An 11783-nucleotide genomic window follows, 5' to 3' on the forward strand; every position below is an offset into this window, starting at 1 on the left:
AGTTCCCTGCATGCTGGATGTACTTCTGATCGGCCTCAGCGTGGGCTCGATTCTTCTGCTGGCCGCGCTCGGCCTCGTCATCATCTACGGTGCCATGGGCGTCGTGAACATGGCGCACGGCGAGATGATCATGGTGGGCGCGTATGCCGCGGTCATGACGCAGATCTGGCTCGGCTGGGGCCTGTACGCGGCCATTCCGATTGCCTTTGTGCTCACCGCGGCGCTGGGCTTCCTGATAGAGCGCTGCGTGGTGCGCCGCCTGTACGGCCGGCTGGGCGACACGCTGCTCGCCACCTGGGGCGTGGCCATCCTCGTGCAGCAGTTCGTGCGGCTCGAAGGCGGGCTCGCGTTCTTCGGCATCCACATCGAAGGCCTGGGGCCGGGGCTGCAGAACATGCGCGTTCCGGCCGAGCTGCAGGGCGCTTTCCAGATTGCGGGCACGTCGATCAACGCGTACCGCGCGTTCATCGTCGCCAGCACGCTGGTGCTGACGCTGGCCACCTGGCTGCTGCTGTACCGCACCCGCATCGGCATGCAGGTGCGCGCCATCATTCGCAACCCGCGCATGGCCGCGGCCTGCGGCATCGACGTGCAACGCGTCAACGCCTGGACCTTTGCCTTCGGCGCGGGCCTGGCGGGCATCACGGGCGTTCTGGTCGCGGGCTTCAAGACGGTGTCGCCCGACATGGGCACCGCGCTGGTGGTCGACAGTTTCCTGGTGGTGGTGGCAGGCGGTGTCGGCAGCCTGCTGGGCGCGGTGGTGGTCGCGCTGGGGCTGGGCGAAGTCAACGGCGTGGTCGCGGCCATCACCAACGATATCGTGGCGCGCGCCGCGGTGTTTGCACTGGTGATCGGCCTGATCGTCATTCGCCCTCAGGGCTTGTTCTCGTTCAAGGGACGGTAAGACATGGTGGCCCAACTGGACCGGCGCGCGACCTTCGCGGCCTATGCGATTTTTTTGGTACTGGTGGCCGCCGCGCCGCTGGTGCTCGACGGCTTCTGGCTCAACCGGCTCGCCAAGTACCTGGTGTACGGCATGCTCGGCATCGCCATTGCCATGTGCTGGGGCTATGCCGGCATTCTCAACCTGGGGCAAGGCCTGTTCTTCGGCATGGGGGCCTACATGCTGGCCATGTCGCTGAAGATGGCGAGCCCGACCAGCCTGCAGCACGGCGGCAAGGGGCCAGTGCCGGACTTCATGCTGTCCAACGCCGAGCCGGGCGCGCTCATCGACCTGTGCTGCATCAATCACGGATCTTTTCTGTGGCTGCCGTTTCGCTACCAGGGGTTCGGCATTCTGATGGGCGTGCTGTTGCCGGTGGCGGTGGCGTTTGTGCTGGGCGCGGTCGTGTTCCGCAAACGCATAGCGGGCGTGTTCGTCTCGATCATCACGCTGGCGCTGGTGTTGCTGGTGCGGCTGCTGCTGGTCGATGCGCAGCCGCTCACCAACGGCTTCAACGGCCTGTCGGACCTGGCCTGGCTGCGCATTGCGGCGCACGAGTTCGACCCCTACAGCACCTCGACCTACTACCTGGTTGCCGGCCTGCTGGCGGTGGTCCTGGTGGGCGCGCGGCTGCTGCTGGCCACGCGCGCGGGGCTGATCCTGCGCGCCACCTCGGGCGACCCGCAGCGCGCGCGCTATCTGGGCTTTGACGTGGCGCACTACCAGACCTTCTTCTTCGCGCTGTCCGCCGGCATTGCCGCGCTGGCGGGCATGCTCTATGTGGTGGTGGCGGAGTTTGCGTCACCCACCTTCATGGACCTGGCGTTCTCCATCACCATGGTGGTGTGGGCCGCCGTGGGGGGCCGCGCGTCGCTGCTGGGCGCATGCGTGGGCGCCATCCTCATCAACATGCTGGAAGCGACCGCCAGCGAAACGCAGTCACTGGTAGAGGCCTGGCGCGTGATCGTGGGGCTGACCTTCGTGCTGGTGGTGCTGTACCTGCCCAAGGGCATCGGCGGCTGGGTGCACGACATGCTGGAGCGCTGGAGCACCCGCGCGGCGCGGCGCGAGCTGGAGAGCGCGCAATGACCGCCATCGCACTTCAACTGACATCGCTGGGCGTGAGCTTCGGCGGCTTCAAGGCGGTGGACGGCGTATCGCTGCAGGTGGCCGAGGGCGAACTGCGCGTGCTGCTGGGCGCCAACGGCGCGGGCAAGACCACGCTGATGGACCTCGTCTCGGGCAAGACCCGCAGCACCGAAGGCCGCATTGCGCTGTACGGCACCGACGTGACCCACTGGCCCGAGTACCGCGTGGCGCGTGCCGGCATCGGGCGCAAGTTTCAGATACCGAGCGTCTTCAGGGAACTGAGCGTGCGGCAGAACCTGTGCGTGGCGGCCACGCGCGAGCCCTCGATTCTTCGTAACCTGCGCTGGGGCTTTGCCCGGCAGGACGAGCAGCGCGTGGACGAGATCCTCGCGCTCATCGGGCTGGAGAGCGTGCAGCAGCGCCAGGCCGCCGACCTGAGCCACGGCCACACGCAATGGCTGGAGCTGGGCCTGCTGATTGCGCAGCGCCCCAAGGTGATCCTGCTCGACGAGCCCACCGCCGGCATGACGCAGGCGGAAACGCGCAAGACAGCGCAAATACTGAAGACACTGCGCGGCAGTCACACCATTCTGGTGGTGGAGCACGACATGGCGTTCGTGCGCGACATTGCCGAGCGCATCACGGTACTGCACCTGGGCCGCGTGCTGGCCGAAGGAAACGTTGCGGAGATAGAGCGCAACCCGCAGGTGCGGCAGGCCTACCTCGGCTCTCACGGGATTGCATCGCCATGCTGAAACTGTCCGGCCTCAACGGCTTCTACGGCCGCAGCCACGCCCTGCAGAACGTCGACCTGGTCATACCCGCCGGCAAGATCACCGCCGTGCTGGGGCGCAACGGCATGGGCAAGACCACGCTGCTGCGCACGCTGATGGGCAGCATGGTGCGCTCGACCGGCGCCATCGAGCTGGAGGGTGTTCGCATCGACGCCATGCCCACCCACCTGCGCGCGCGCAGCGGCATCGCCTATGTGCCGCAGGGCCGCGAAATCATTGCGGACTTCAGCGTGCGGCAGAACATCTTGATGGGCTGCTTTGCCGGCCGCGGGCCGCGAACAATTCCGCCGCTGGCGCTGGAGCTGTTCCCCTACCTAGCGGCCAACCTGGAGCGCGCCGGCGGTGTGCTCTCGGGCGGCCAGCAGCAACAGCTGGCGCTGGCACGCGCGCTGGCGGCGCACCCCAAGGTGATGCTGCTCGACGAGCCGAACGAAGGCATCCAGCCTTCGGTGGTCGAAGAGATCGAGGCGGCCATCACGCGGCTGAACCGCGAGTTCGGCATGACCATGGTGCTGGTCGAACAGAACATCGGCTTCGCCCGCCGCGTGGCCAGCCACTTCGCGATGTTCGAGAAGGGCTCCATCGTGCAGAGCGGCCCCATCGAAGGGCTGACCGACGAAGTGGTCGACCGGCACATGACTTTCTGAGCGCACCTGCTGCCACGGTTCCGGCTGCGGCTTCGCCCCCATCCCCCATCCCCCATCCATCACCAGGAGTTCGAGCATGAGCTATTTCGATTCGGCCAACGAAGGCGCGCCCCCCACCGACGCGGCCGCCCCCGACCTGAGCACCTTGACCGTAGCGCAGGTGCAAGAAGGTTTCACGAGCGGCAGATTCACCGCGCAAAGCCTCGCCGAGGCCTGCATGAAGCAGATCGACGCCTTCAACGCGCACTACAACGCCGTCATCTTCATCAACGAAGCCGCCATTGACGACGCGCGCGCCATCGACCAGCGCCGCCTGGCCGGCGAAGCGCTGGGGCCGTTGGCGGGTGTGCCGGTCGTGGTGAAGGACCCGATGGACATGGTCGGCTTCCCGACCACGGCGGGCTGGTCGCTGCTTTACAGCAAGACCGGCGGCGTCGACCTGATGCCCGCCACCGACTCCCCCGTGGTGGCACGCATGCGCGCCGCGGGCGCCGTCATCCTGGGCAAGACCAACGTGCCCGTGCTCAGCCACACCGGCACGCATGCCGACGACAGCTGGGCCGGGCCCACGCTGAACGTGGCCATGCCCGGGCGGGTGCCGGGCGGCAGCAGTGCCGGAACAGCCGCCGCGGTGAGCGCCGGCATGGCGGTGCTCGGCCTGGCAGAGGAAACGGGCGGCTCCATTCAAAACCCAGCGTCGGCACAGGACCTGGTCGGCATCAAGCCCACCATCGGCCTGGTTCCCAACGCGGGGGTGATGCCGCTGTCGGGCAACCGCGACGTGGTGGGCCCCATTGCGCGTTGCGTGCGAGACGCAGCGCTGTGCCTGGACGTGCTGGCAGGCTATTCGAGCGAAGACCCGAAGACGCTCGCGGGCGTGGGCAAGAAGCCCGCGCTGGGCTACGCGGCCAGGCTCGGCAGCCAGTCGCTCAAGGGCGTGCGGCTGGGTTTGTACGGGCCGGGCTGGCGCGCGCAGCCGCTGTCGCCGCCCACACAGCGGCTGTACGCGCGTGCCGCGCAGGAGTTGAGGGCGCTGGGCGCGGTGCTGGTCGACGACCCGTTTGCGGGATCGGGCTTTGCCGCCCTGCGCCAGCCGACAACGCCGCTGCCCAACTTCGATGCACGCGGCATGGAGTCGGTGCCCTACGACCTGCAACGCTATCTGGAGCGGCTGGGCCCGAATGCGGCGCTGAAAACTTTCGACGAATTTGCGGCGGCAACCGCGAGCCAATCGGCTTTTGGTGAAGGCGGCGTGCTGGCCTTCATGCACAACCTGCCCGACTTTGCGGCGTCGCTCGCTTCGCCCTCCAAGCCGCCGGCGTTGCCGGACTTCATTGCGCTGAAGGAGGCGTACCTGCGCATCGTGGACGAGGTGTTTGCGCGCGAGCGGCTCGACGGCCTGGTGTTTCCGCAGATGCGCGAAGAACTGCCGCCCAGCGGCACGGGCCAGACCATTCAGGAAACGACCGTGGGAGAGATCAACATCGCAGGCCTGCCGGCAGTCACCATGCCGGCCGGTTACTACGAATCCGGTGCGCCCTTCGGGTTGCTGTTCGTGGGGCGTCTGTGGAGCGAGGCCGACCTGCTGGCCTACGCGCACGACTACGAAACGGCGACGCGGCACCGCAAGCCGCCGGTGCTTTCGAGGGGGTAGCTCGGGGTAGCTCGGGGTAGCGCGAGCATCGCGCGGGCTGGTGCACGGACTGCAACGCGGGTTCTTAGGCAAGCTATTTACACTCTTCTCGCTCGCCAAATTCATAACAACCGAGGAGAGAGAACTTGCGTATTCAACCCGCCCGCCTGACGGCCGGCCTGCTGCTCGCGTGCGCCGCTTTCGTGGCGCACACCGCCCAGGCTGCATCGCCATCCACCCCGTCGACCAACGCCTCGACCACCGCCTCGACAACCTCCGCAGCCAGTGCCGCCGAGACCTCGCTGGAAAGCGAACAAGAGGCCGCCTTCAAAGCCGCCAAGGCCGTGCAGAAGGTCGGCCCCGCCGACATCACCCTGCGCGACCAGGCCCACCTGAAGCTGCCCGAAGGCTACGTGTGGGTGCCCACGCCCGCCGCCGCGCAACTGATGCGCGCCATGGGCAACCGCACCGACGACACCTTTCTGGGCGCGGTGTTCCCCGCCGACGACGCCGACTGGATGGCGGTGGTCAAGTTTGTGAAAGAGGGCTACATCAAGGACGACGACGCGAAAGACTGGAACGCCGACGACCTGCTCAAGAGCCTGAAGGAAGGCACCGAAGCCGCGAACGAAGAACGCGCCAAGCGCGGCATTCCGTCCATCGAGGTCACGGGCTGGGCGCAAAAGCCCGAGTACGAGTCCGGCGCGCACCGCCTGGTGTGGTCGGCCTTGTCCAAGCGCAAGGGCGGCGCCGACGACAACCAGGGCGTCAACTACAACACCTACGCGCTGGGCCGCGACGGCTATATCAGCCTGAACCTCATCACCAACGCCAAGGACCTGGACAAGTTCAAGCCCGACGCCGCCAAGCTGCTCACCGCGCTGCAGTACGACGACGGCAAGAAGTACGCGGACTTCAACTCCTCCACCGACAAGGTTGCCGCCTACGGCCTGGCCGCATTGGTGGCCGGCGTGGCGGTGAAGAAGCTGGGGCTGATCGCCATCGTGCTGGCCTTTGTCGCCAAGTTCGCCAAGCTGGCCATCGTGGCGGTGGGCGGCGTGCTGTGGGGCATCAGCAAGTTCTTCACGAAGAAGAAGGAGCCGGCGATGGTGGCCATGCCCGCCGCTGCAACCCCCGCAGATGTGCCCCTGCACGACACCTTCAACGAGCCGCCGAAGCCGCCCACGGCCTGACGCTTTTGCAGTTGCTGCTCCCGGTGCTGTTGTCAGTGCCAGCGCAGAGCAGGCAGCTGTTCAAACCAGCCCCCTGCGCCGCGCGGCGATCAGCGCGACAGCCGAGCAACACACGAAATTCAGCGCCGAGATGCCGGCAAAGAAACCGTCCTGCACCACGAGCGCGCCATACATCACCCCCGTGAGGTTGGCGAGCACCCATGACCCCCAGGTCAGCAGAGAGATTGCTTTCGCGCCATCGGTACAGCGCCACACCGCGGCGATTTGCGGCACGTAGGTGAGCGCCCGTGCGGAGTTGGTGGCCAGATACAGCCAGCTGACGATCGGCATCAGCGTGGCCGAAGACAGGAGGTCGGCGCTCGGCGTCATGCTGTCGGCACTCCACTGCGCAGGGCCGCACGCATGCGCCGGGCCGGCCGGCGGTTTGCGGCCGCTGCGCCGCGCGGGAGCAGCGCCTTCGGCAGCGAACGGCCGAGCTGGGTCCAATGATCTTCCGAGGTCATGCGCTTTCTCTCCTGAAGGGCTGCGATGCGTGCCTGCCCAATGTATGCATGGCCGCGCGGCGAAGGAATGCCGCTTTCGAGTTCACGCCTCCCGCGTTTGCGGGATGGGCATGCCGCGCAAAGCCGGCTCGAGCCCCGGGGAGCTTGCTGAAAGATTCGCGGGAGCGCTCAGCGCAACGCAGGTGCCATACGCGTCCTGCCGCACTTCGAGCGTGCCGCCAAGCTGCTCCGCGCGCGTGCGCATGTTGCTCATGCCGCGCCCCCTGGCGCCGCGAGCCGGTGCGGCGCCGATGCCGTCGTCCTGAATTTCGAGCCGCAGCAGGCCGTCGATCTGCTGCAGGCTCAGGCACACCCGCCGCGCCCGCGCATGCTTGGCGATGTTGGTAAGGGCTTCCTGTGCGATGCGCAGCAACTGCAGCGTGGTGTGGGGCGGAACGCCGGGTGCGTGTTCGGGCACATCGATCGTCCAGGCGGCGCCCACGCCCACCGCGCTCAACTCGGTTTGCCAGCGGAACATGAAGTCGCCGAACGCGGTGCGCAGGTCGTGATCTTCCGGCGCAAGCGCATCCAGCGCGAGCCGCATGTCTGCAATGCAGGCGCGCAGCGATTCCGCGATCTGCCGGCTGTCCATGTCGCCCCGCTCAACGCGCGAAAGCGACGTGAAGAGCTTGGAGCCGAGCCCGTCGTGAATCTCCCGCATGATCAATTGGCGCTCCGCGGAGGCCGCGTTCTGCCGCTCCAGCGACGCAAGACGCACGTAGTTGGCCGAGAGGCTGCGCTCCCGGTCGGCCACACGCGATTCGAGCGATTCGTTGAGTTGCTGCAGCGACGTGAGCGTCTGTATGAAGCGCAAGGACAACAGCACGCCCATTGCCAACAACAGCAGGTTGGCCCCATGGTGCAACAGGAACAGGCGATGTCCGGCCCACCCTGGCCATACGCGATCGACCATGCCTGGGCTCCACGAGATCAGGTAGTCATGCACACCGGCAAGCGTCGCCAGCACAAGCGCCGCGGGTATGACCGCCGACACCCAGGTGCGCTGCCGCCACACCGTCCAGAACGAGACCCCCACGATGCCCAGGCCGATGGGTATCAGCCCCGCCGTCCACACGCGGTTGACCATGCCCTCGCCGGCCGGGCCTTGCAGCAACAGCCAGGCCGGCCCGACGAGCCAGTACGCCACCAATGCACGCTCGACCCACCGGTGGCGCAGTCCGGAAAACCGCATCGCAAAGACCGCCATGACCACCACGAAGCCGCCGGTGGCCCCCAGGTACACCAGCCGCCAAAGCTCCCATCGGTCGACCGGTATCACCTGCATCACGAAGGTCAGGGTGCGAATGCCCCACAGCGCGGTGGCAAGCCCGAACAGCCCGTACAGCACTTCGCCCGGGCGCCGCCACCAGATGAACAGCACGAACGCGGAAACGATCAGGCACGCCACCACCGTGGTCTGCGGCGCCACCTGTACCCACCAGAAGCGGCGGTCGTTCACTTCGCTCAACTGCACCATCGGCCCGATGCTCGCGCGCGGAAAACGCAGCCCGCCTTCGCCAAACGCAGGCACTGCGCGCACCATCAATTCATTGCGGCCGGCGCGCAGCAGGTCGTCGGGCAACAGCAGGAGATGAGGCCGCTCCCATCGCACGCGAAGCCGCTGCGTCGACTCCGGCACGCTGGCCGCCTGTCGGCCGTTGAGCCAGACTTGTCCCCCACCGTAAAAGTAAGGCAGATACAAAGCCCAGGGCCCGGTCGATGTGCTCGGGCGTTCGAACGCGAGCCGGAACCAGACAGGGCTTGGCGACTGCGCGCTGTCGGCCCACCGGATGATGTGGGGCAACGTCACCCGTTCCCACTGCGCACCTGCGTCGGGCGGAATCGATTGCGCCGCGATCAGCTTGAATGCTTGCTGCGGCGAAGTGGATGCTTCTTGAAGATCGGCCTCTTGAAGATCGGCCGCTTGCAGCGCCTCCTGCGGCAAAGCAGCAGCAGCAGCGCCAGCCACCAGCAAGCAGGCGATCCACAGCGCCCGCAGCCGGCGCCATGTCACAGCAGGCCCATTTGGCTGGCTTCGTAGACGGCCTCTCCACGCGAATGCACCGCCAGTTTGCGATAGATCTTCTTGACGTGCGCCACCACCGTGTGCGGGGAAATCTCCAGCAGTTCGCCCATGGCATCGAAGCTCAGGCCCTTGGCCGTCAAGCGCAGCAGTTCGGTCTCGCGCGGCGTCAGCACGGCATCGCTCGCCACCTCTTGCGCAGTGCGGGCCGGCGCCGCGCGCAAGCGCGCCAGTACGCAACGCGCAATGCCGGGGCTGATGGGCGATCCGCCTGCATGCAACTCATGAATGCTCGCGGCCACGTGATCGCCACAGGCGTCCTTGAGCAGGTAGCCGGTTGCTCCGGCCTCCAGCGCGGTGATCACGTGCTGCTCGTCGCCGAACATCGTCACCACCAGCACGTCGCACCGCGGGTGGTGCCGGGCGACATGGCGAATCACCTCGGTGCCGTCCATGTCGGGCAGGCCCAGATCGAGCAGCAGCACATCGGGCGTTTCCAAGGCCAGCAGCGCCATTGCGGCGGATCCGTTGGACACCGCGGCGATCAGCGAAAGCCCCGGGTCACCCAGCACGGCGAGAGAAAACCGGCGCAGGAACTCCGGTTCGTCTTCGACTATCAGTACGCGGATCTGCATCGGGCTCCCCACGGTGTGGACGCCACACGATTCTTGTCAGATGCCCTGTCCAAGGCCATAGCGCTTACGCGCTATCGCTTTCGGTCGCGGCCCTGGCTAAGGTGGGTGGGCTTGAAAAGGAGCCGCATGCCGCTGGTCGCCGCCGCCGGGCTCGACATGCGCGACCCGGCAGTGGTGGTACGCGCCTGCGATTGCTCGGGCTTCGTCTGCTGGGCGCTCGGTTCCGGCAGGCGAACCCAACCGGGCCCCTTCACGGACGCGGCGGGCTGGATCTTCACCGACAGCATCTGGGCCGACGCCATGGGACGCGGCGTGCGCTTTCAGCGGCGCGCGCCTGCCGCACCGGGTGCGTTGGTCGTGTACCCGAAGGCGGGAAGCGACGAGGGCTTCGGACACATCGGCATCGTGGTCGAGGCCGATGCGGACGGTCACGCGAGCCTGGTCGTGCATTGCTCGGCTGCCAACTTCAAGATAGCGCCGTTCGACGCCATCAAGGTCACCTTGCCAGAGCCTTTCGAGCGCCAGCCGAAGAGCATCTATGCGTGGTGCCGTGATGTGGAAAGCGCGCAAGCGCCGAACGACCTTTGACCGGCAGCGTGCGGGTTACGCGCGCATGGGCGCGCGCGCCCTGCCCGCCTGCCCTGCCCGTACAGCCGAAGCTGCATTTTTTGGCGTGAATCGCGACTTCGTGCAGCGCGTGACGACTGCACGCCGGGCGCCGTTGTCTACAGTGAATGCCCCAGACACTCACTACCCCGGCAAGGGGACACAGAAGGCGCCACAGACACAGCCAAACAAATTTTTGAAGACTGCTCGCCTCGCGGCAGGTTGTCGGTGCTGAACAAGCAACGATGCAGATGCGAAGTATCAAAAGGCGACGGCCGGGGTGTAACTAGCACCCCGACCGTCTAACCAAAAAAGTGCAACACCCTAGAAAGGACCGCACAAAAATGGCTACCAAGACTATAGCCGGGGCCCACTCGCCCCCAAACTCCCCCGACGAGACCGCCCAAGACCCTGCGGACCAGCTCGAAAACACACTCGCCCAACTCGAAGCCCTGCTGTGGGTCTGCCACGGGGAAGACATCGACTGGTGCAGCGGCACGGGGCCGCGACAACTGGACAACCTGCTTTGGCTTGCGGCTGAATTGGCGCGCAAGGCGGGGGAGCTGTTTCAGTTGAGTGAGAAGGCGCGGCATGGCGCGCCTGAAACCAGCAGTTAGCAGCTGGTCGGCGGGCTGCGAGTTTCGCGGCCCGTCTTTAGCGCGGCGGCAAAGCTATCGAAAACATCATGTCGTCGGACGCGTCCTTGGCCCTCTTTCACTGAGCGGATCTACCTGTTTTCGGGGGTAGCCCATAGGCATTGCAAGTTGTATCTTTGCGGCTTTTTCCCTTGTACGCCGCACTGCCCGAGCAGCTGACCTGTGGGCCATGCTCGCTGGCGCACCGGTATCTACGTTGGCCAGCTCGACGGCGACATGAGCGTCACGGGCTTCGCGCGGGGCATCGTGAACTACGCGGCGGGCTCCAACGACCTGCGCAGCCAGTACCTGGGCGCCTACGCGAGCTGGAAGCGACGCAGTGGCGGCATCGGCAGCAATGTCAGCCGCCGGCTGGATCACGATGCAAGGCATGATCGGTCGAGAGCCGCTTGCCAAGCCAAATCCACCATGACCTACATCCGCCACCTTCTTGTTCTTTCCGCCGCAGTCGCGTGTACCCACATCAGCGCGCAAACGACGCGCGACGTGCCGCGCAGTTCCAACGACGCCCCGATGCCCGCCACGTCGCAAGGCTCCATTTCTGCATCCAATGCCGCCGTGTTCAAAGCTTGCGCCGACGCTCCGGCAGCGAATGGCGCGTGTCCGCTCGATGCGGTCTTCGGCCTGTTCAAGCTCGCGCCGAACAACGCCGTGCTCGGCTTCAAGGCTTCGAACACCGTCCCCCGAAAGATCGACCAGAACTACGGTTGGGTCCTGAAACTCAACCAGAAGACAGGCAAGGTCCGCGTTCTGGAACGCATGACATTGCCGCAGACCCCGAAGACGTGGGGCACCGCTGGTCAGCCCTACGGCACGTCACCGGATCGCAAGACCATTTCGCTGGACGTGACCTTGACCGTCTACGACGGCACCATTTCAAAGTCTTGGGACGTGGCCAAAGGCGACCCCGCGGGCCACTACCTGATCAGCGCGTACGTCGGAGATTCCGCGCCGGTGCAGTTCGAGTTCGATGTCATCGATCCGAAATGACCCACTGACTTGAACCTGCGGGTTGAACTCGT

The 11783-nt window shown here is 66.3% G+C and carries 12 protein-coding genes; 9 read left to right on the forward strand and 3 right to left on the reverse strand.

All coding sequences use genetic code 11. The features are described 5' to 3' along the window. Positions 1–10 precede the first annotated feature (10 nt). The 6 genes from urtB to VLK31_RS21540 all read left to right on the forward strand — a co-directional run bounded on the left by urtB (position 11) and on the right by VLK31_RS21540 (position 6299). Positions 11–904 (forward strand): urea ABC transporter permease subunit UrtB, encoded by an 894-nt coding sequence (gene urtB / locus VLK31_RS21515; RefSeq protein WP_409170470.1) that lies wholly within the window; start codon positions 11–13, stop codon positions 902–904. A 3-nt stretch (positions 905–907) separates the two neighbouring features. After that, complete coding sequence (gene urtC, locus VLK31_RS21520) at positions 908–2032, forward strand: urea ABC transporter permease subunit UrtC (protein ID WP_409170471.1); 1125 nt, start codon at positions 908–910, stop codon at positions 2030–2032. Then, entirely contained in the window at positions 2029–2787 is a 759-nt protein-coding gene (urtD, locus tag VLK31_RS21525) for an urea ABC transporter ATP-binding protein UrtD (RefSeq protein ID WP_409170472.1), read from the forward strand. The genes urtC and urtD overlap by 4 nt, the downstream gene beginning before the upstream one ends. Next, positions 2781–3473 (forward strand): ATP-binding cassette domain-containing protein, encoded by a 693-nt coding sequence (locus tag VLK31_RS21530; RefSeq protein ID WP_409170473.1) that lies wholly within the window; start codon positions 2781–2783, stop codon positions 3471–3473. Before urtD ends, VLK31_RS21530 begins: the two co-directional genes overlap by 7 nt. Positions 3474–3549: 76 nt before the next feature. Then, positions 3550–5127, forward strand: a complete 1578-nt coding sequence (locus tag VLK31_RS21535; RefSeq protein ID WP_409170474.1) for an amidase — start codon at positions 3550–3552, stop codon at positions 5125–5127. A 125-nt stretch (positions 5128–5252) separates the two neighbouring features. After that, the gene (locus VLK31_RS21540) at positions 5253–6299 is read left to right on the forward strand and encodes a DUF2167 domain-containing protein (RefSeq protein WP_409170475.1); all 1047 of its coding nucleotides are present in this window, start codon (positions 5253–5255) and stop codon (positions 6297–6299) included. A gap of 60 nt (positions 6300–6359) precedes the next feature. On the opposite strand, the gene VLK31_RS21545 is transcribed toward VLK31_RS21540, so the two are convergent. From VLK31_RS21545 to VLK31_RS21555, 3 genes are all read right to left on the reverse strand, one after another. Next, positions 6360–6668 carry a hypothetical protein gene (locus tag VLK31_RS21545; protein ID WP_409170476.1) on the reverse strand — a complete coding sequence of 103 codons (309 nt, stop codon included), beginning with the start codon at positions 6666–6668 and terminating at the stop codon, positions 6360–6362. 216 nt (positions 6669–6884) lie between these two features. After that, a complete protein-coding gene (locus tag VLK31_RS21550) occupies positions 6885–8855 on the reverse strand; it encodes an ATP-binding protein (RefSeq protein ID WP_409170477.1) in 1971 nt (656 codons plus the stop codon). After that, positions 8852–9499: a response regulator gene (locus VLK31_RS21555; RefSeq protein ID WP_409170478.1), complete on the reverse strand. Its 648-nt coding sequence runs from the start codon at positions 9497–9499 to the stop codon at positions 8852–8854. The genes VLK31_RS21550 and VLK31_RS21555 overlap by 4 nt, the downstream gene beginning before the upstream one ends. Positions 9500–9625: 126 nt before the next feature. On the opposite strand from VLK31_RS21555, the gene VLK31_RS21560 reads away from it, so the two are divergent. From VLK31_RS21560 to VLK31_RS21570, 3 genes are all read left to right on the forward strand, one after another. After that, positions 9626–10087, forward strand: coding sequence for a CHAP domain-containing protein (locus VLK31_RS21560; protein ID WP_409170479.1), 462 nt, complete (start codon positions 9626–9628; stop codon positions 10085–10087). A 362-nt stretch (positions 10088–10449) separates the two neighbouring features. Then, entirely contained in the window at positions 10450–10722 is a 273-nt protein-coding gene (locus tag VLK31_RS21565; protein ID WP_409170480.1) for a hypothetical protein, read from the forward strand. Positions 10723–10923: 201 nt separating this feature from the next. After that, complete coding sequence (locus VLK31_RS21570; RefSeq protein WP_409170481.1) at positions 10924–11751, forward strand: hypothetical protein; 828 nt, start codon at positions 10924–10926, stop codon at positions 11749–11751. Positions 11752–11783: the final 32 nt, after the last annotated feature.

The organism is Variovorax sp. H27-G14, from assembly GCF_046156345.1.
Classification (GTDB): Bacteria; Pseudomonadota; Gammaproteobacteria; order Burkholderiales; family Burkholderiaceae_C; genus Variovorax.